Annotated in this window: 21 protein-coding genes; 3 read left to right on the top strand and 18 right to left on the bottom strand. The window is 38.8% G+C overall.

The genetic code is table 11. The features are described from left to right. Nucleotides 1–28: 28 nt before the first annotated feature. From SporoP8_RS16910 to SporoP8_RS12495, 14 genes are all read right to left on the bottom strand, one after another. A complete protein-coding gene (locus tag SporoP8_RS16910; RefSeq protein WP_369822329.1) occupies nucleotides 29–427 on the bottom strand; it encodes a BMC domain-containing protein in 399 nt (132 codons plus the stop codon). A 16-nt stretch (nucleotides 428–443) separates the two neighbouring features. Continuing rightward, nucleotides 444–1,046, bottom strand: a complete 603-nt coding sequence (locus SporoP8_RS12555) for a hypothetical protein (RefSeq protein WP_085132818.1) — start codon at nucleotides 1,044–1,046, stop codon at nucleotides 444–446. Continuing rightward, nucleotides 1,039–1,695 carry a phosphate propanoyltransferase gene (pduL, locus tag SporoP8_RS12550; RefSeq protein WP_085132817.1) on the bottom strand — a complete coding sequence of 219 codons (657 nt, stop codon included), beginning with the start codon at nucleotides 1,693–1,695 and terminating at the stop codon, nucleotides 1,039–1,041. The genes SporoP8_RS12555 and pduL overlap by 8 nt, the downstream gene beginning before the upstream one ends. Before the next feature lie 19 nt (nucleotides 1,696–1,714). Continuing rightward, nucleotides 1,715–2,002, bottom strand: a complete 288-nt coding sequence (locus SporoP8_RS12545; RefSeq protein ID WP_085132816.1) for a BMC domain-containing protein — start codon at nucleotides 2,000–2,002, stop codon at nucleotides 1,715–1,717. Between the two features lie 19 nt (nucleotides 2,003–2,021). Beyond that, nucleotides 2,022–2,300: a BMC domain-containing protein gene (locus SporoP8_RS12540; RefSeq protein ID WP_085132815.1), complete on the bottom strand. Its 279-nt coding sequence runs from the start codon at nucleotides 2,298–2,300 to the stop codon at nucleotides 2,022–2,024. Nucleotides 2,301–2,306: 6 nt separating this feature from the next. Next, nucleotides 2,307–2,579: a EutN/CcmL family microcompartment protein gene (locus SporoP8_RS12535; protein WP_085132814.1), complete on the bottom strand. Its 273-nt coding sequence runs from the start codon at nucleotides 2,577–2,579 to the stop codon at nucleotides 2,307–2,309. A gap of 32 nt (nucleotides 2,580–2,611) precedes the next feature. Next, entirely contained in the window at nucleotides 2,612–2,899 is a 288-nt protein-coding gene (locus SporoP8_RS12530) for a BMC domain-containing protein (protein ID WP_085132813.1), read from the bottom strand. Nucleotides 2,900–2,918: 19 nt separating this feature from the next. Continuing rightward, nucleotides 2,919–4,469, bottom strand: coding sequence for an aldehyde dehydrogenase family protein (locus SporoP8_RS12525; protein ID WP_085132812.1), 1,551 nt, complete (start codon nucleotides 4,467–4,469; stop codon nucleotides 2,919–2,921). A gap of 50 nt (nucleotides 4,470–4,519) precedes the next feature. Next, complete coding sequence (locus SporoP8_RS12520; protein ID WP_085132811.1) at nucleotides 4,520–4,801, bottom strand: hypothetical protein; 282 nt, start codon at nucleotides 4,799–4,801, stop codon at nucleotides 4,520–4,522. Further along, on the bottom strand, nucleotides 4,801–5,556 hold the full coding sequence (locus SporoP8_RS12515) for an HAD family hydrolase (RefSeq protein WP_085132810.1): 756 nt from the start codon (nucleotides 5,554–5,556) through the stop codon (nucleotides 4,801–4,803). The genes SporoP8_RS12520 and SporoP8_RS12515 overlap by 1 nt, the downstream gene beginning before the upstream one ends. Then, nucleotides 5,556–6,950 (bottom strand): ethanolamine permease, encoded by a 1,395-nt coding sequence (gene eat / locus SporoP8_RS12510; protein WP_085132809.1) that lies wholly within the window; start codon nucleotides 6,948–6,950, stop codon nucleotides 5,556–5,558. The genes SporoP8_RS12515 and eat overlap by 1 nt, the downstream gene beginning before the upstream one ends. A gap of 57 nt (nucleotides 6,951–7,007) precedes the next feature. Then, nucleotides 7,008–8,039 (bottom strand): phosphotransferase enzyme family protein, encoded by a 1,032-nt coding sequence (locus tag SporoP8_RS12505; protein ID WP_085132808.1) that lies wholly within the window; start codon nucleotides 8,037–8,039, stop codon nucleotides 7,008–7,010. Between the two features lie 27 nt (nucleotides 8,040–8,066). Next, nucleotides 8,067–9,317 carry a class-III pyridoxal-phosphate-dependent aminotransferase gene (locus tag SporoP8_RS12500; protein WP_085132807.1) on the bottom strand — a complete coding sequence of 417 codons (1,251 nt, stop codon included), beginning with the start codon at nucleotides 9,315–9,317 and terminating at the stop codon, nucleotides 8,067–8,069. A gap of 118 nt (nucleotides 9,318–9,435) precedes the next feature. Then, the gene (locus SporoP8_RS12495) at nucleotides 9,436–10,212 is read right to left on the bottom strand and encodes a DeoR/GlpR family DNA-binding transcription regulator (protein ID WP_085132806.1); all 777 of its coding nucleotides are present in this window, start codon (nucleotides 10,210–10,212) and stop codon (nucleotides 9,436–9,438) included. 481 nt (nucleotides 10,213–10,693) lie between these two features. Between SporoP8_RS12495 and fabG the strand changes: the two genes are divergently transcribed. Together fabG and SporoP8_RS12485 are read left to right on the top strand one after the other, a co-directional pair. Continuing rightward, nucleotides 10,694–11,458, top strand: a complete 765-nt coding sequence (gene fabG / locus SporoP8_RS12490) for a 3-oxoacyl-ACP reductase FabG (protein WP_085132805.1) — start codon at nucleotides 10,694–10,696, stop codon at nucleotides 11,456–11,458. Nucleotides 11,459–11,832: 374 nt separating this feature from the next. After that, the gene (locus SporoP8_RS12485) at nucleotides 11,833–13,209 is read left to right on the top strand and encodes an SGNH/GDSL hydrolase family protein (RefSeq protein ID WP_085132804.1); all 1,377 of its coding nucleotides are present in this window, start codon (nucleotides 11,833–11,835) and stop codon (nucleotides 13,207–13,209) included. 175 nt (nucleotides 13,210–13,384) lie between these two features. Here SporoP8_RS12485 and SporoP8_RS12480 read toward each other — a convergent pair whose 3' ends face one another. The 3 genes from SporoP8_RS12480 to SporoP8_RS12470 form a co-directional block, all read right to left on the bottom strand. Next, nucleotides 13,385–13,645: an excalibur calcium-binding domain-containing protein gene (locus SporoP8_RS12480; RefSeq protein ID WP_369823650.1), complete on the bottom strand. Its 261-nt coding sequence runs from the start codon at nucleotides 13,643–13,645 to the stop codon at nucleotides 13,385–13,387. A 446-nt stretch (nucleotides 13,646–14,091) separates the two neighbouring features. Next, nucleotides 14,092–15,060, bottom strand: coding sequence for a sensor domain-containing diguanylate cyclase (locus SporoP8_RS12475; RefSeq protein WP_085132802.1), 969 nt, complete (start codon nucleotides 15,058–15,060; stop codon nucleotides 14,092–14,094). Next, nucleotides 15,053–15,883, bottom strand: a complete 831-nt coding sequence (locus SporoP8_RS12470; RefSeq protein ID WP_085132801.1) for an alpha/beta fold hydrolase — start codon at nucleotides 15,881–15,883, stop codon at nucleotides 15,053–15,055. Before SporoP8_RS12470 ends, SporoP8_RS12475 begins: the two co-directional genes overlap by 8 nt. 783 nt (nucleotides 15,884–16,666) lie before the next feature. Between SporoP8_RS12470 and SporoP8_RS12465 the strand changes: the two genes are divergently transcribed. Further along, entirely contained in the window at nucleotides 16,667–17,323 is a 657-nt protein-coding gene (locus tag SporoP8_RS12465) for a TetR family transcriptional regulator (protein WP_232319154.1), read from the top strand. A gap of 43 nt (nucleotides 17,324–17,366) precedes the next feature. Here the strand turns inward: SporoP8_RS12465 and SporoP8_RS12460 are convergent, their stop codons facing one another. Then, entirely contained in the window at nucleotides 17,367–17,783 is a 417-nt protein-coding gene (locus SporoP8_RS12460) for a Rieske (2Fe-2S) protein (RefSeq protein ID WP_085132800.1), read from the bottom strand. Nucleotides 17,784–17,793 lie beyond the last annotated feature (10 nt).

Below are 17,793 nucleotides of genomic sequence, written 5' to 3'. Positions count from 1 at the left end.
TATTACCTCCCTTTTACCTAGATTAATATTACTTTTTTGTTTTCCCACTTTTAGTTTCTCCATCAACTGCTATAGAATTATCCACTTGTTTTTGCACGCTTTCTACTCTGGCATTCTTCTTTTGTTTTTTCTTTTTCCCCAACTCTGTTTCTGATAAAAGTATTTTTGACATCGACTCATCAAGGTTTGGTATTGTATGACTCGCAATAAGCTCACCTACTTTGGCAGCAGCGATTTCCCCTGCTTCGATAGCTGCCGTTACGGCACCGACATCTCCTTCAATTACTACAGTGACAAGTCCCGCGTCGATTTGTTCGTGTTTAACTAATCGGATGTCTGCAGATTTCAACATAGTATCCGCTGCTTCGATAGAACCTATGAAACCTTTTGTCTCAATCATACCAATTGCTTTCCCCAAAATATTCACCACTTTCCTTGAATACTTATTCAATTACTGTAATTACTTTTTCAAGCTCCTTGGCAGTATCGCGAGCCAATGGAGTAACAATAGTGGTAGGTCCAATAAAAATAACTTTACTCAAAGTATTTCTCACTATTTTTTCAGTTAAAAGCTTTTCAACTATAGGGGTATTTACACCTTTACGAGACATTGTAAAATTGTTCAATGTCGTAAACTGAACGCCGAAGCTCTCAAGCTGTTCTTTATGTGCAAACAGATAGCTTTTATACGGCGTGTACTTTTCATCCGGGTACAATAACCACTCTAAGTCCTTTGATGGAATCATCGTGATTTTCTTGCCATTCAATAAAAATGTAGCAAGCCACTTACTACACGGATCATCCGCTAAACCCATCGCTCCTTTTACGAGAAGGTTTTGTGAAACATCACAAAACAATACATGATCTGTACTTTCCTCTGGGTTCTTAGTTACTTTCCAATCTCTGTTCAAAGTTTGAACAGTTTCGTTGTCAGCATGATGAACATATAAAAGAGGCAATGATGTATCATTTACAAATAGCTTTGATTTCCCCAACTGATTTAGCACTTCTTGAACTATGTCCTCAATTATATTTTTATTATTCATTTTCCCGCTCATTATAACGAATTTTACCGAACGAGCCACTTTCAATAGCACCCGCATTAGCTTCATCCGTATCAATATGCATATCCATTATGTAGTTGGGAGACACGCGGATAAGCACTTTTTCAAAAGTTACAGGTCTCTCATTTTGTACTGTCACTTTTACGTACTCGCCATTACTTACTTTGAGCGTTTCTGCATCATCCGGGTGCATATGGATATGCGCTTTCGCTACGATCAAGCCTTCTTTTAAATAGACACTTCCCTTTGTGCCAACTAACGTAATAGAAGCTGAATCTTTAATTTCTCCCGATTCTCGCAACGGTGGATTCACTCCTAGTTTAATTCCATCCGTTTTGCTCACTTCCACTTGAGACACACTACGAGCGGGTCCGAGAATACGAACTGAATGTATACTATCACGTGGCCCAATTAAAGCGACAGTTTCGTTAGCAGCAAATTGTCCAGGTTGTGATAGATTTGATTTTTTCGTTAATTCATACCCCGGTCCAAATAACGTTTCGATATCCTCTTGACATAAATGACAATGTCTTGCTGAAATAGAAATCGGGATGGCATGATTATTTGATGAATTTTTAGTCATCTCTTTAATGACATCTTCCACAATTGATTGAATTACCTCCCCATTCATAAAGTCCCCTCCTTTAGTATCAATTTAAAGAATCAGCTTTTGGCAATAAACTCTCTAACTCATTATGCGGTCGTGGGATTACATGAACTGAGATCAGCTCACCCACTCTTTGTGCTGCTGTAGCTCCTGATTCTGTCGCTGCCTTTACAGCCCCAACATCACCTCTCACTAGGACGGTTACAATACCGCCACCAACATGGACTTTACCTACTACTTGAACATTTGCAGATTTCACCATTGCATCTGCCGCTTCTATAGATGCCACTAATCCTTTTGTCTCTATCATTCCTAAAGCTTCGCTACTCATATTATATTCCTCCTATTTTTCACACATTATTTTTCAACATACTAGTAATGGTCTCTCGCATCGGTCTCGCTATAACTTTCGAGGCAATGAATACACCTGCTGTATTAGCAATTTCCCTGCCCTGTTCAATTGCCATTTGAACTGAGTCTACGTCACCTGCAACAACAATTGTATAATAGGCTTGACTCACTTCTTCTGTTGAAAGAATACGAACATTTGATGTCTTAAGCATGGAATCTGCAATAAGGATAGAGTGGGCAACTCCAAATACTTCTATCATGCCTAATGCTTCATTCATTTTTCATCACGTTCCATTCACAGGGGAATCCACAATACCAATAACGATGGCATCGATAGGGATTTTTTGATCCACTTGAATTATACTGGCAGGAGAACCTTGTGTAACAATCACTTTATCTCCTATTCCTGCACCTATACGATCCACCGCAATAATAGGCATCTCAGAAGAAACGTGTTTTTGATCTAAGCCTGGTTGTATGACAAGGAACGTTAAACCTGTTAGACCATTCTCTTTACGGGTTGCCCAAATATTCTCTATGACTGTACCGATTAACATTCCTGATCTCCTGCCTTCACATCAAATATATTTCATAAGTTTACTTTTGGCAGTATGCTTGAAATTTCATTATGTGGTCGTGGAATTACATGAACAGATAGTAATTCTCCTACTCTGCTTGCGGCCGCACTCCCTGATTCAGTGGCCGCTTTCACTGCCCCTACATCCCCTGTTACAAGAACTGTAACAATACCGCCACCAACATGTGTTTTACCTATTATTTGTACATTAGCTGCTTTGACCATTGCATCTGCTGCCTCTAAAGCTGCTACCAAACCTTTTGTTTCAATCATTCCCAATGCTCCATTAATTTCATTCATTACCTTTTCCTCCTCTTAATTACCTAGTGGACTGTCTGACTACTTGTTCTATCACATTAGAAATTGTTGCCGGATTTGAATCAAGACGATTTTTATTGAGTTCTTTCATGACTTGCTCCACAACTTCTTCTAACTTGATATTGGTTTCCTGTTCAGAAATACGTTCCACGGATGTTGGTCTGTCATGAGATTGTTTTGGAAGTGTAACTTCATTGATTCCGAAAGCAATTCGTTTCGTATTAAACAAATGACGCGCTGTAATATTATCTGAAGAAATATTACCTCCATACGATCCGCAACCTAGCGTTAAAGATGGCATAAGTGCTGTAGTTGCACCAGCTGCACCAATTGACGCCATAGTATTGACTAAGACACGGGAAACAGGCATCGCAAGACCAAACCGTTCGGCTGCCTCATCATCCGAAGTATGAATAGAACAACTATGTCCTCTTCCGATAAAGTTTAAAAGTTCTCTACAAATCCGATAAGCTTCTTCTTCACTTTCTGCTGTGTATAGCGGAAAGATCGGAGCGAGTTTTTCAAGTGAAAACGGAATGCTTTTACCGATTTTGTCTTCTTCAGCAATTAATACTCTCGTGCCTTCGGGTACACTAATACTGGCCATCTGTGCTATCCACTCTGCGGATCTACCTACTATTTTGGCATTTAACTGTCCCTCGTTAGGAGCAATCACATTGCCTAATCGTTGTTTCTCTTCTTGGTTCAAAAAATATGCACCATGATTACGTAATTCACGCATCGTTAATTCTTTAATGTTTTTATGCACAACTATCGATTGTTCTGTAGAACACAGAGTTCCATTATCAAATGTTTTGCTATCCAAAACTAATTGAACAGCTTTCTTCACGTTTGCCGACTTTTCAAAATACACGGGTCCATTACCCGGGCCGACACCATATGCTGGCTTGCCCGAACTATAAGCGGCTTTAACTAGCCCACTACCGCCCGTGGCAAGAATCAAGTCAATATCTGAATGTTGAATTAGGCCAGTAGTAGCCTCCATGGACGGTTTTGAAATCCATCCAATAAGTCCTTCAGGCGCTCCCGCCAATATAGCTGCTTCTGAACAAATCTTTAAAGCTTCTACCGTGCAATAGGCAGCTGTAGGATGGGGACTTACTACGATTGCATTTCCGGCTTTTAATGAAATCAATGTCTTGAAAATTGCTGTGGACGTCGGATTCGTCGTCGGGCAAATAGCCGCAATAACCCCAAATGGATAGGCTACTTCTGTTAATTTCAGCTTCTGATCACGCTCGATCACGCCTATTGTTTTTTCATCTTTTATAGACTCATATACACCCATAGATCCAAGTTCATTTTTTATTTTCTTATGCTCTACAACACCCATGCTTGTTTCTTCTACAGCAATCGTTGCAAGATAGTCCGCCTTTGCAAAAGCAGCTTCAGCAATACTTTTAACTATTTGATCAATTTTTTCAGGTTGAAAATTTATAAACTTCTCTTGAGCTGATTTTGCTCTCTGTACAGCTTCCATCATCTCTGACATTGCACTATATGGAGTATTATATGGAGTAATATGAAACATCCTTTCTGCATTCGACATCAATGTTTCAAATAGGGTATGATCAGTAACCGTTAGTATTGTGTATGAAATCTAATGTTATCTGAATTCCTACCGCTCGGTTGCCTCTTCGAATTCTTCTCAGAAATACTATTCCACTTACGCAGATCCTCCGGTGTTAAGGGCGTGAGATTGCTTTGCTTATCCATCTTGCCTCCAGTTGACCTATGCATAGACGTTGAAATTTCATTCCAACGTTTTATTTCCGAATCTGTTAAAGAAGATGACGGTATTTTTTCTTGCCCTAATCTTTCCATAACCAATTTAGTAATTTCCGCCACAATATCTGCGTTCATTATTTTGCCTCCTTACTCCAAGAAAGTAATTCAGAGTAATTATGAATTAGTAAATCCGCTTCACGTAAATGCGTTACATCACTTCCGGTGTAACTGACTATTCCTATAGTAAACTTCACACCAGCGCTCTTTCCTAATTGAATATCCGCATTCGTATCGCCAATCATAACGGAGTTTTCTAGCTTCACTCCGTAGCGATCACGAGCGGCATATGCTAAGTCTGGGAACGGCTTACTACGTTCTACCAAATCGCTACCAATTACGAAGTTAAAGTACTTTAATATGTTCAACCTATCCAACTGTTCATTCGCTTTGTCCGTATCATCTGCAGTCAAAACCCCTAAATTATACCCTTTATCAGTTAATTGAATTAGCAACTCTTCAATACCCTCAACTAATTGCAGAAACGGTGAGTGATTTTGCCGCTCATTCGCATAATCTACGCTATCTCTTGCATATAAAAGTGCGCTGTCCCAAGACATTCCTTTTGTGTAAAGCAAAAATGCAATAATGGATACACTTTCTTCTACACTTCCAATTGCAAGAGGACCTTTAGGATCAATTGTACCGTCTTGCTTATTGATGCCGATTAAATGCTTGATTCCTTCAGCTTGATACGGATAGTTAGATATAGAATTTGATAGATATTGATCAACATCTTCTATCCATGGCAACCAAACTGAAGGTAAATCAATTAATGTACCATCTTTATCAAACAGGATAGTCGACTGGATGTCTTCTTGTGGAAATTTCATTAAATACTCTCCTTAACAACCTCAGGTAGTATATGCACGTCATTTTCATCAATTTGCATAAATTGTTCTTCAGGTGCATCTGCGTTAATATTATGCCGTGCCCATATGAAGTAATAAAGAATAGCTACTCCGAAAACTGCAATACTCACCCAGAAGAAAGTAAGATTTGCAAAGAAACTAGCGAAAAGGGCTATACAGGCTAATACCATTGAAACGATTGGCATAAATGGATACATGGGAGATTTATATGGTCGATGTAAATCAGGCTCTTTTTTACGTAAGATAATAAGTGAAAGATTGACCGAGATGTACGAGATCAGTGCACCAAACGTAGCAATTAAGATCAAATCATCCGGATTAAAGAATGCGACTAAGACTAATCCAATAAAGCCAGGTAGAATGATTGCCATATATGGAGTTCGTCGTTTTGGATGTAGTTTTGAAAATATTGCTGGCAAATATCCTGCTCTTGATAAGGAAAATATTTGTCTAGAATAGGCGAGTATTACTCCTGAAAAACTAGCTATCAAACCAACCAATCCAACGGAAGCAAGTAATTGTGCCAGCCAATAGGTGCCTCCAAATGCCGCTGCAATCGCAGCAGGTAATGGATCATCCGCTGTGCTTAATTGATCGTAACCACTAAGACCAATTGCTACGGTTGTAGTTAATACAGATAAAATAATGAGTGTAAACATTCCCGACAAAATACCTTTTGGCATATCTTTTTTCGGATCACGGGTTTCCTCTGATAACATCGGTAGCATCTCGATAGCTAAGAAGAGCCACATAGCAAATGGCAAGGCAGCCCAAATCCCTTTTATGCCACCCGGGATCATAGATTGACCTTGGCTTCCAAATAGATTCTCGACTTTAATTTGAGGTAATCCAACGAAATACATCAGCACTAAGAGCGCTAATGCGATGAATACCAATACCGCTTCAAGTCTTGCATATTCTTTTACGCCTAGAATATGGACAGCCATGAAGAACACATACATAACCGCAGCCGAAACAATTGGATTGACAGCTGGAAAAAGGAAGTTAATATACGCACCAATACCAATCGCTACAACTGGTGCTGCTATAACATACTGCAACATGACACCTATACCTGTAACAAAGCCTACAAAAGGACCCATGGCACGTCTAGCAAATGAATATGGTCCACCAGCAAACGGTAAAGCCGTCGATAATTCAGAAATTCCGAATGACATAAAAGCGTACATGACACCCATTATGGCTACAGCTATTAACATGCCTACATATCCTGAAGAGCTTAATCCGAAATTCCAACCAAAAAAGTTACCCGATATAACGATACCGACACCGATAACCCATAAGTTAAAAGGCGTGAGTGTTCTCTTTAATTCTAAATTCTTCTTATCACTCATAGTATTCTCCTTTTAAAAAAGTATTTTCTCTATCTTATTTCCGGTTTGCGGATTGCCCTATTTGGAATATTCAAACTCTTTTAAGTATGAAACGGCCAAGTCATCTGTTTCAACTGAATATTCAGCTCCGAGTTCTTCGGCAGTCTCATTATCGCGGCTACCAATCCAAGCAATGAGTTGCAATCTCCTCATCATAATAAATGTTGGAATTTCTCTTTCTTCTTTCGCGGATAATGAACGTATTTCCCTATACCCCTCAAGCCAAGCTTCTATCAGTTTGGGAACGTAGGAACGATGTTCAATAAAGGACAAGGACGTAGCCAAGTCATATAAGTACCAGCCAAAGCCACTGTCATCAAAATCAATCACTTGTACGATTTTTTTCTCGTTATCAATAAGAAGATTGGCATGTCGTAAATCCGCATGAATTAAACCAAAAAATTCAGGACCCTTACCAAAATCCTCCAAACGAGATTTAATCGTTTTTGAAACGCGCGTTAAAAGTTGCTCACGTTCTGGAGTGATTCCTCTGCCGTCTTGCCACCTTCCCCATTTAGGTTGTTCACCCAACAAATTATCGTAATCCCAAATAGGACGTTTAATTTCTTCAAACTTAGCATAATTAGAAATAGAATGTTGATGAAATTGCGCAGTAGTTTTTCCGATTTCTCGAAATATCCGTATTAATTTTTCTTCATTATCGACATCCGGTGTTTCGCCTTCAAGAAATGTAAATAGCACACAATGATATTCTCGATTATCTCCTTCTAATGTAACCGTTTGCAAAAATTCATTATTTGAACCTAGAATAGGCTTCGAAACCATGATGGTTGTATGTTCATCAATGGATTGTAACCATTTAACTTCACTTTCAATTTCAACTTTCTTATGATAATCTGGTCGACAAACCCGTAAGATGTATTTTTCATCTGTTACCGTATTTTCCACTAGATAAGTAGCATTTTCAGAGTAATCTAGGAGCCTGACTGAAAAGTCATCTAGCCCCTCATACATACCCTTCGCTTTTTGCGACACTTGATTAAAAAATTCAACTGACCGATCCCATGTATTCGCACTCGTATTACCCATCTTCAAAATCCCCCTTTCTACATCTCTCTACATTTTCCGAACAGCCTGACCAATACTCGTCTCTACACGATTCAACAAGTCATCACAATAGCGTTGATCTAACAATAGTCCAGGTTTAAATTGTAAAACCTTTGTATCAAGCATGGAATAAATAGCCCATACTCCATTTTCATACAATGACCTCATAATATCTTTAGCACCATCCGTTTTATTGAACTCCAGGCCAAGAATGACTCCTTTTTGACGTATCCCCGTGAATTGATCCGAATACTGATTCTTTATTCTTTCCAGGCCAGCACGTAAATATCGTGCAGTATAATCCACATTCTCTATAGTTTCGGTGCGCTGAGAGATCTCTAATACTTTCATAGCTACGACACAGCCAAGTTCCGATCCACCAAATGTAGATATATGTGCGAAGCCATCTTCATTCATCCATTGACCTACTCTATCGCTGACGATAGTAGCTGCAATAGGATATATTCCACCACTTAGACCTTTTGCAGTTACCATGATATCGGGTTTGATATTATGATGTTCAAAGCCCCACAGTTTTCCAGTCCGCAAAAGTCCTGTTTGTACTTCATCGGCAACGTATAAAGTACCGTATTTCTCACATAAACGTTTTGTCCCCTCTAGATAACCAGGGTCAGGTAAAGGGAAACCGTATGTAGCTGGTATTGTCTCAATGATTACACACGCTACATCTTCTTTGGATAGCGCTCTTTCCATTTCATTTAAATCATTGAATAAAACATTGACTACATCATCGGGGCTACCTTCACTCAAAAACAACTTTGAATAACGTTCATTTCCTAAAGAAACTGCTATTCCTGTGTGGCCATGATAGGCATATTTAAGAGAAACTACTTTTCTTCTTTTAGTTGCGTAACGTGCGCTTTTAATCGCTACATCTATAGCTTCTCCACCGCCACTTGAAAGTATGGAGTAGCGAAGATTATCTGGAGTACACTTAGCTAACTGCTCAGCCAACTGTGCACGAGCAGTCGAAGGGAAATGATGATTTCCGATATCGAAATAATCCATTGCTTCTTTTAATGATGAAATAATCTCCTGATTTCTATGTCCTAGGTTATACGTTCCACCATTTAAATGAAGGTCCATTAACTTTTTACCTTCCATATCATACAGATAATAATCTTCACGTTTACCTATTACCAAATCGACACCATCAGTTTGCCATTGTTTCGTTTTACCGGGATTCCAATACTGAATAGATTTATCTAAAACGGCTGATTTACTCATGTTATATTCCATTACTTCTATCTCCACCTTTACTTAGAAATTATTTTATCAATTAAACGTTATAGCAGAACTCTCTTCATTATCATGAAACTTTTTGGAGAGATACCATAACGTACTAGAATTTGAAGTTTCAACATTCCACATTCGCTACAATTAATTCAATTCCACTTTCTTCTAATACGTTATTCCACTCATTAGAACACTTCTTATCCGTAATAATCATGGATATATCTTTCAATGAACAAATATGAGCAAATGTTGTCCTTCCAAACTTCGAGTGATCGGCAAGTATTATCGTCTCATCTGCCCGATTCATCATTTGCCTCGAACTACTCGCTCCCTGCAAATCATAGTCAGACATACCTTCGTTAATAGATAAACCTCCTGCAGCTACAAAAGCTTTATTAGCTTTTAATTGATTTAGAATAGAAGTAGATAAAGGACCACTTGTGAATTTTTGGTTTGCTTCATACTCACCTCCAACAAAGATCACTTTCCCATGAAAATGTTCCATAGTAGCTAACAATACGGGTACTGACGGTGTGATGATGGTGATATTTTTTTTAGTAGCTAAATTAGGGATAATTCCTACTGTTGTAGTGCCATGTCCAATAATTACACTATCTCCATCTTCAACTAATTCTGCAGCCGCTTTGCATATAGCATCTTTTTCAAAACGTAGAATATCTGCTTTTAAATCAAACGGAAGCTCTAATGAAGATTTCTCTTTAACAGCACCACCATAAACCTTCTTTAAAATCCCTTCTTTCTCAAGACGATCTAAATCTCTTCGAATCGTTTCTCCAGATACTTGAAAATCACTTGCTAGCTTAGGCACATATACTTTTTCATCTCGCTCTAATGCTTCTAAAATAACTTTTTTTCTATCTTCAAATGATAATGACATAATTCAGTCTCCTATTCCGCTTATGTGTGTAACACCTCACATTCACAGTATAATAGACTCCATCACAAGAATCGAATGACAACCATCAGCGATTGTGTATTCTCTTTGATTGTTGTGGATTTATCAAAGAATATCATCGTCATTCCAATTAGTCAATAGAAAATTCAGAATTAAATAAATTATTATTTCATCTTTTAAAACTTTATACTGGTCATAGTTTTATGGTCGATTTTGTAATCACGATAATGTCTACTCTAAGCTATAACCTTTCAATAAACACATTAGGCTATAGTATTCCCAAAAAATGTGACGACTAGTAAAAGAATAAATATAGCCGATTGACTAAAAATTCCACTAATGATACTATGATTCAAATCCACAAAATACAACATTTCACTGTGGATTTAACGGGATATTCAAATTCCCCATTTATACTTCTTATTAATAGACGATTTTTAAACAATTTTAGGAGGATGATAGAATGAAGAGTCAATTTGAAGGAAAAACAGTGGTAGTAACAGGTGGAAGTAAAGGGATTGGTAAAGGAATTGCAAAAGTCTTTTCTGAGAAAGGAGCTAATGTCGCCATCATCTCTCGTGATTTAACACAAGGTCAAGAAACCGCAAATGAGTTAAAAAATAACGACAATAATGTTAGCGCTTACACCGCAGATGTAACTTCTTTACATTCATTAGAGAAAACAGCACAAACTATTCTCGGGGATTTTGGTAGTATCGATATTGTTTGTGCCAATGCGGGGATTTTCCCATCCGCTACCATAGAGGATATGACCGAAGAACAATGGGATCACGTACAAAACATTAACTCCAAAGGTACCTTTTTTACAGTTAAAGCGTTTATGCCTTATGTAAAAAAAGCTGAATACGGACGTTTCATATTAACTTCTTCCATCACTGGACCTATTACCGGCTATGCTGGATGGGCACATTACGGCGCGAGTAAGGCCGCACAACTCGGCTTCATGAGAACAGCCGCACTGGAGTTGGCCAATTATAATATCACAATTAACGCTGTCTCACCGGGTAATATCCTCACAGAAGGTTTGGATGGACTGGGTGAAGAGTATTTGAATTCTATGGCTGCCGCAATACCTTTTAAACGCTTAGGAACTGTAGACGACATAGGACATGCTGCTACTTTCTTCGCTTCTAAGGAGGCAAACTTTATCACCGGGCAAACACTTGTAGTAGATGGTGGTCAAATTTTACCTGAAAGTATTGAATGAATATAATGTATTCATAAAACTTCCCTTGCAAGATTGATGGAATAGGTTGATCTAAGGATATCCCAGATGACTAGAAACACTTAATTATTAGTTCTTTGAATTTAGCTATAAACACTTGCTTGAGTATTGCGAAAAGCGCCTATCCGCAAAAGGGATTGGCGTTTTTCATATGATTAAAGAATTTAACGAATAAAGCTATTGGCGAGATAAATCTCGACTTTGCATATAGTGTAATAAAATTCGAATCCTATAAATAACATTTAATTTTGCAGACTTTTCAGTATTCATGCTATATTATTCTAGTACGAAAAAGTCAGAAAACTTTTTCGTATGCACAACGCATCACGATTCTAACTATCAGACAGGGGGATAACATGAAAAACAAATCATGGGCAGCATTACTTTTGGCATTCTTATTAAGTGTGTCAGCTGCTACAACAGGGTTAGCGGCACAACCAGCCGAAGGGTATGACCCGGAAGACGGCATCTATGTAAAAGCGGAAAGCGATTACTATTATAATGGACGCTACTCTAACGGGCGTGTCTTTCCGGAATATCTAGCCAAGGCATTGACCGGAGATTATGACAACTTGACAAACTATGCCGTTGGCGGTGCTTTTTCAGGCGTCCTATTTGGAACAGAAGGTAGCGACGATGAACGTTCCAACTATTCTACTTTCTTAAAAGGCTGGAGCGCTGACCAGCAAGTGAAGACATTTCTCGCAGAACATAACGGCAAAATCGATCCAGACGCTCTGTACATCATAAGCGTAGGTGGAAATGATACCTATGCAGTAGAAGATCTAGGCGCAGATCGCACTGCAGAACTGGCTAGCGACTTTTCTTTGAAAATGGTGCAAAATCTAATAGAAGGCGGTGCGAAATACATACTGCTACCTAACCGCTATGAAGATGACCGCAAAGAGTTGACCGATTTTGAAGACATAAGAAATCAACAAACCGTCCAAAAAATCAATGACTATCTAGCGTCAGATTCTACGCCAGACGATGTCCATGTTCTATATGGACATAATCAGCAACTCAAGGAAAACATCGACGAACAAGGTTTCGAAAAATTCGGCTACAAAAGTATGGGCTTCTATTTAATTTCTGACTGGGTCCCAGCATATGGCTACGCAGTGGCTTCTGAAGATAATAGCGATGTGTTCCCGACTACAAAAGAAGAGGAAAAATACGGCGGCTATGGTCTCTACTCTACCGATAGCAAATACTACACGCCTGAAACTGCAGGATTTGAGCCAAATGATTTTTACTTGTATGACGAATATCACGTAAGCAACAAAACGCACCGCCACATGGCAGCCTATCTACTAAATAAAGATATAGAAACCGAAGACGGCCAGTTCAAGAATATCTACAACGGAGAACCGAACCCATTTGCCGAAGCCATTGCAGATGGCACGATCCCGTCCGACTATTCAACGATCTATACATTCGGCGACAGCAGTATTGATTCCGGTCGTGGTCTCAGCATAACGACGGAACTTGTAAACAATCGCGACAAACAAACTACAAGTGAAAAAACACAACAGCCAAGCCCGTTAGCCTATACTGTAAAACGAGGCGACAATCTGTGGATGATCGTCAAAACGCACTATCCTAACAAGCAGACGAACACAGAAATTTCACGGCAAGTTCAAGCGGTATACTCTGCAAACAAAAATCAAATTACACATCCCGATTTGATTTATCCGGACCAAAACTTCACACTTCCGGCTGCCAACGACTAATGAATCGACCGTGATGATTCGTTAGTATAAAACTCAAAAAGGTTTTCCGATCCTATCCATGATCGGAAAACCTTTTAATTATATAGAGACCGGTATCACTTCCACATGACACGATAGACGATTCATATGGGATTATGTGGTGACCTGTTACCTTCTTTGAAACATCGCTACTGCTTTATCTCTCACAAGCAATCCCGTCTTTATCTCGATCAAGTTTTGTGTGTGAGTTATATATACTAGCCGCGACAGTAGGCTTCAGTTTAGTCTTACCACCTTTATTTTTCACACTAGCATTCTTTGCAACGCCGCCAGGATATGCTTTATTCAACTCCGTACAATTCTTAAACTTCGCTGCTGCCGCTTCGGTTGATTGGACCGGCAGTAAAACAATACTGCACGCTAGTAGTGCCGGTACAACTTTCTTCGTAAATTTCATCATAATCTCTTCTCCCCTTTGTCCCACTCTCATTTTTACAACTTGTACTGAGCCATCACTATCATAAAGACCTTAAACTAGACAGACATCATCCATCAAATCTTCATTCGAATCTCTCACCGGTGTTCTTTTTTCTTTATTTTACAGTAAGAAATCTATTTTGCTAGTCTATTTTATCTATTGAATAGATTATTACTAGTTTTCAGAATATAAATTTATAAAATAATATTATTCTCCTACTGTAGTATAAATATACTAGCAATTGTATAAGAACCTGATACCTTCTTTAATCGTTTTCACGATCAAAAGACTCCTTTACCTTTTCCATTTTCAATTATCCAAATTGTGCGGGAATTGTGTGGGGACCTGGTACCGTATCGCAATATTCAATTACCCGAATTGTGTGGGAGTTGTGTGGGGACCTGGTACCGTATCGTATCTTCCCCCTACAAACCAAACGTAATCCGATTCCGTCCATTATCTTTTGAATTATACAATGCCCAATCCGCCCTAGACTGCAAGGAATTCTCTGTATCTCCTGGCATCTTGGTCGCTACCCCAATACTGACGGTAACACCATAAGTATTCCAGTCTGCCTTCTCGACTCGGCAACGAATTCTCTCCGCCATTTCTAAAGCTTCCACTTTTCCTGTTGCTGGGAGGACTACAGCAAATTCTTCTCCCCCGTAACGAGCAGCCACATCTTCATTTCTGGATTCTTCCTTCAACAAGTTTCCCAACTTCTGCAATATGCTGTCGCCCGTCAAATGACCATATGTATCATTGACGTTTTTAAAAAAGTCTATATCGATCAACAGAAAAGAAAGAGTCAAAGACTGTTCGGTATGGGACGTGAAATAAGAAGAAAGACAGTCTTGTAGATAGTGGCGGTTCCTGAGACCTGTAAGTCCATCCGTATTGGCCATTTCGAGAAGCGTCTCATTTACCGCCAATAACTTTTTCTGCTTTGACTCCAACTCGATCTGTAAACGCTCCAACTCTGCTATTTGCTTCACTTTCAGTAAATTGCGTTCCTCTGTTTCTTTTTTTGCCGCCAGAATTACTTCTTCATACTCGATTCTATTTTTCATGCGCAGACATGCACAGTCATTGAACACCTTTCCATCGCGTTCATGACGCAATGCATTCAATAGCACAGATATTTCCTGACCATCTTTAGACTTAAATGAAAAAAACATCTCTTCTATTTTATTTTGTAATCGAATCATCGGAAAAAAGTACAGCTGGTAAAAAGATCGGCTTGCGTTCGGCAATATTAGATTGATGTGTTTCCCCTGTACCTCATGAAGCTGGTAGCCAAGTAAACTAAGCAGCGTTTGATTGACTTCAAAAATCATCCCTGCATCATCAAGTGTGAAATAACCGAACGGCGCACAATCTAGCTGTCTATCCATTTGTGACAAGACTCTTGTATACAGAAGTCAAATAATGGCTAATCAGCTGAACGGTTTCTTCTGGATGACTCATATGAGGACAGTGCCCTGTCGCATCCATAATTTTCAGCGTGCTGTTCTGGAGGTGACGGTGCATATAATGCCCTACTTCCACCGGTGCAATACTATCATCCGAACACTGAAGAATGAGCGATGGCACTAGTATCTTCTTTATATCCTCACGATGATCAGAGAAAAAAGTCGCAATCGCAAAACGATGGGCAACTTCTGGATCCGTCGAGCAGAAGTTATTCTCCAATTGCTGTGACAGTTCCGGTCTTTCGGGGTTCTTCATAATGACTTGCGCTAGATAATTCGCCCAGCCGATATAATTCATATCCATCATCTGAATCAACCCTTCTAAATCTTCCTTCTCAAACCCACCGTAATAATCGGGTATTTCATTTAAGTAATAAGGAGAAGGGCCTATCAATATAAGATGTTCAAATAAATCAGGCTGCTGAATAGCCGCCAGCGTACCAATAATACCCCCGACAGAATGCCCGACGAATATCACTTCCTTCAACTCCAAAGCATGACACACATCAAGTACGTCCTGTGCATAGCCATGAAGATCTTGATATTTTTCCGCACTATACGCTTGATAATCAGATTGCCCCGAACCGACATAATCGAATAAAACCACTTGGAAATCGTCTTCAAAGTAAGGCGTTGTCAAGCTCCACACATTCAAATCACATCCGAATCCAGGCGCAAATAGAATGGTCTTGTCACCTTTTCCAGTGACTTTAACATTATTGCGCAAGAGAATATCTTGATTCATATTACAACCTCCATTTTTCACATTACTCTACTTAGTAATCACACTATAGCTACTATTTTAATAGTTCAATAATCCTAAAATTAGTATATAGTAATTTTCGATCCCTTACAAATTAGGATGTTTGCTGAGTTAATAACTTACAGTAGAATATGTACACTTTTGTATTCCAGATTATCTATATACTTTGTCGCGCCCTCCATTTTTAAGCGAGTAGCACTACCTTTACATACACCTAATAACTGTTGCTGACTACTTCGATAGAATATAACATATTTGTATGAGAGCTTTTCATGAATATGTAAACACGCATGATTTTTACGCAAAAACTGTTTTTAAATAGCTCAATTATAAAAAGCGTCAACTCCGAAATTTTGGAAGGAGTTGATGTTTTTCTTTATAGGGGGAATGATCATTCCTATATTCATTTACCTGAATTGTGTTTGAATTGTGTGGGGACCTGGTACCTGTTTAGGACACTATGTATACCGCCATCATTACTAGCTTTAGAAATAGCGATTATATTTTGGCGGTTCTTCCCTCTCATGACTACATAATAGTATGCATTTGGCCGCCAGCTTGATTTGTATCGGGAGCTAGTACTCGATTCTCCGTGCATATTACTTCATCTAAAGTTTGATATTTCTCCCCCGTATTATTACACTATACTTATAAGTAGTTAATAATAAGAAACATCAGAAAATAAACCACTGCAATACAACTACCTTATTTTAGTTCAAAATATCTATTTACATATTTAAAGAAAAATAAAGGGGTATTAGTACAATGATGAAGAAACGAGAAATTAAAGTGAAGCGGATGCTAGAGTTTTTCATCGAAGCAACTGAGAAAGTCATTGAAGAAGAAGGCATAGAGCATGTTACCGCTAGAAAGATCGCGGAATTGGCGGGGTATACCAGTTCAACAATCTATAATTATTTTGAAGAGCTTAACCACCTAATTTTCTTTGGTTCACTGCGGTTTTTGGATGATTATATAGATGATTTGTCAATATACATGGACAAAGAGGAGGAGCCTTTTGAGAAATACCTCTCTTCCTGGGAATGCTTCTGTAAACATTCATTTAACAACCCGCAAATTTATAACATGATCTTCATTTCTGATTTAGGTTCCGAGCCAAACGAGTTATTAAAGCGATACTACAAAATTTATCCTAATGACTTACTTAACCTGCCTGAAGAAATCAAAATGCTTGTGATGGAAAACGATCTGTCCAAACGTAGCAAAGGGATAATTACCGATGCCGTCAAGAAACGATACCTGACCGATGAAAAACTAGACAACATCGTTGATATCACTATCCTCATGTGGAAAGGCATGCTGACAACTCTTCTTAATAACCGCGCCAATTATACCCCTGAAGAAGCTACCGCCATCACAATGAATTACATCCGAGAAATCATGAGCCATTATACGAAGTAATGCAAAAAATCATTCCGGCTGATAATCGGAATGATTTTTTATATTATTCACATGTGTGCTGAACATCTGAAATTACAACATCCTCCTGCTTTCCTTTCGCAGATAAGAGAATATACCCCTCTTCCTCTCTTACTGAAAACGTTTTAATCTTCACTTTATCACTGAAAAGCGATTTTCCTGTATCCATATCAAAAGCCCAGCCATGCAAAGGACATTTAACGAATTTGTCATGGCAACCATATTTATACTGCTGGGGATCGGAAGCCTCCATGACACCCGAAATCGAACCGAATTCCAACGGGGCCCCCTGATGTGGACACATACTATTAAATGCCTGCAATTTGCCCCCTACATTCACAACTACAATCGACATATTCTTGATAGTTACCATTTTACGTTTACCGTTCGGCAATTCTTCCGCCTTGCAGACGACAATTTCATTTTTCGGTTTAGTGATCATTTTTTTCCCT

Origin of the sequence: Sporosarcina ureae, assembly GCF_002101375.1 — a bacterium.
In the GTDB taxonomy this organism is placed as follows: Bacteria; Bacillota; Bacilli; order Bacillales_A; family Planococcaceae; genus Sporosarcina; species Sporosarcina ureae_B.
This window is presented reverse-complemented; position numbering and strand designations above follow the sequence as displayed.

Excerpts from the sequence above, each read along its gene's own strand:
- SporoP8_RS12485 (WP_085132804.1), top strand. The coding sequence starts at position 11,833 with ATGAAAAACAAATCATGGGCAGCATTACTTTTGGCATTCTTATTAAGT.
- SporoP8_RS12505 (WP_085132808.1), bottom strand. The coding sequence starts at position 8,039 with ATGGGTAATACGAGTGCGAATACATGGGATCGGTCAGTTGAATTTTTT.
- SporoP8_RS12495 (WP_085132806.1), bottom strand. The coding sequence starts at position 10,212 with ATGTCATTATCATTTGAAGATAGAAAAAAAGTTATTTTAGAAGCATTA.
- SporoP8_RS12535 (WP_085132814.1), bottom strand. The coding sequence starts at position 2,579 with ATGTTAATCGGTACAGTCATAGAGAATATTTGGGCAACCCGTAAAGAG.
- SporoP8_RS12465 (WP_232319154.1), top strand. The coding sequence starts at position 16,667 with ATGATGAAGAAACGAGAAATTAAAGTGAAGCGGATGCTAGAGTTTTTC.
- SporoP8_RS12555 (WP_085132818.1), bottom strand. The coding sequence starts at position 1,046 with ATGAATAATAAAAATATAATTGAGGACATAGTTCAAGAAGTGCTAAAT.
- SporoP8_RS12470 (WP_085132801.1), bottom strand. The coding sequence starts at position 15,883 with ATGAATCAAGATATTCTCTTGCGCAATAATGTTAAAGTCACTGGAAAA.
- SporoP8_RS12500 (WP_085132807.1), bottom strand. The coding sequence starts at position 9,317 with ATGGAATATAACATGAGTAAATCAGCCGTTTTAGATAAATCTATTCAG.
- SporoP8_RS12475 (WP_085132802.1), bottom strand. The coding sequence starts at position 15,060 with ATGGATAGACAGCTAGATTGTGCGCCGTTCGGTTATTTCACACTTGAT.
- SporoP8_RS12515 (WP_085132810.1), bottom strand. The coding sequence starts at position 5,556 with ATGAAATTTCCACAAGAAGACATCCAGTCGACTATCCTGTTTGATAAA.
- SporoP8_RS12520 (WP_085132811.1), bottom strand. The coding sequence starts at position 4,801 with ATGAACGCAGATATTGTGGCGGAAATTACTAAATTGGTTATGGAAAGA.
- SporoP8_RS12480 (WP_369823650.1), bottom strand. The coding sequence starts at position 13,645 with ATGAAATTTACGAAGAAAGTTGTACCGGCACTACTAGCGTGCAGTATT.
- SporoP8_RS12530 (WP_085132813.1), bottom strand. The coding sequence starts at position 2,899 with ATGAATGAAATTAATGGAGCATTGGGAATGATTGAAACAAAAGGTTTG.
- SporoP8_RS12545 (WP_085132816.1), bottom strand. The coding sequence starts at position 2,002 with ATGAGTAGCGAAGCTTTAGGAATGATAGAGACAAAAGGATTAGTGGCA.
- SporoP8_RS12525 (WP_085132812.1), bottom strand. The coding sequence starts at position 4,469 with ATGTTTCATATTACTCCATATAATACTCCATATAGTGCAATGTCAGAG.
- fabG (WP_085132805.1), top strand. The coding sequence starts at position 10,694 with ATGAAGAGTCAATTTGAAGGAAAAACAGTGGTAGTAACAGGTGGAAGT.
- pduL (WP_085132817.1), bottom strand. The coding sequence starts at position 1,695 with ATGAATGGGGAGGTAATTCAATCAATTGTGGAAGATGTCATTAAAGAG.
- SporoP8_RS12460 (WP_085132800.1), bottom strand. The coding sequence starts at position 17,783 with ATGATCACTAAACCGAAAAATGAAATTGTCGTCTGCAAGGCGGAAGAA.
- SporoP8_RS12540 (WP_085132815.1), bottom strand. The coding sequence starts at position 2,300 with ATGAATGAAGCATTAGGCATGATAGAAGTATTTGGAGTTGCCCACTCT.
- eat (WP_085132809.1), bottom strand. The coding sequence starts at position 6,950 with ATGAGTGATAAGAAGAATTTAGAATTAAAGAGAACACTCACGCCTTTT.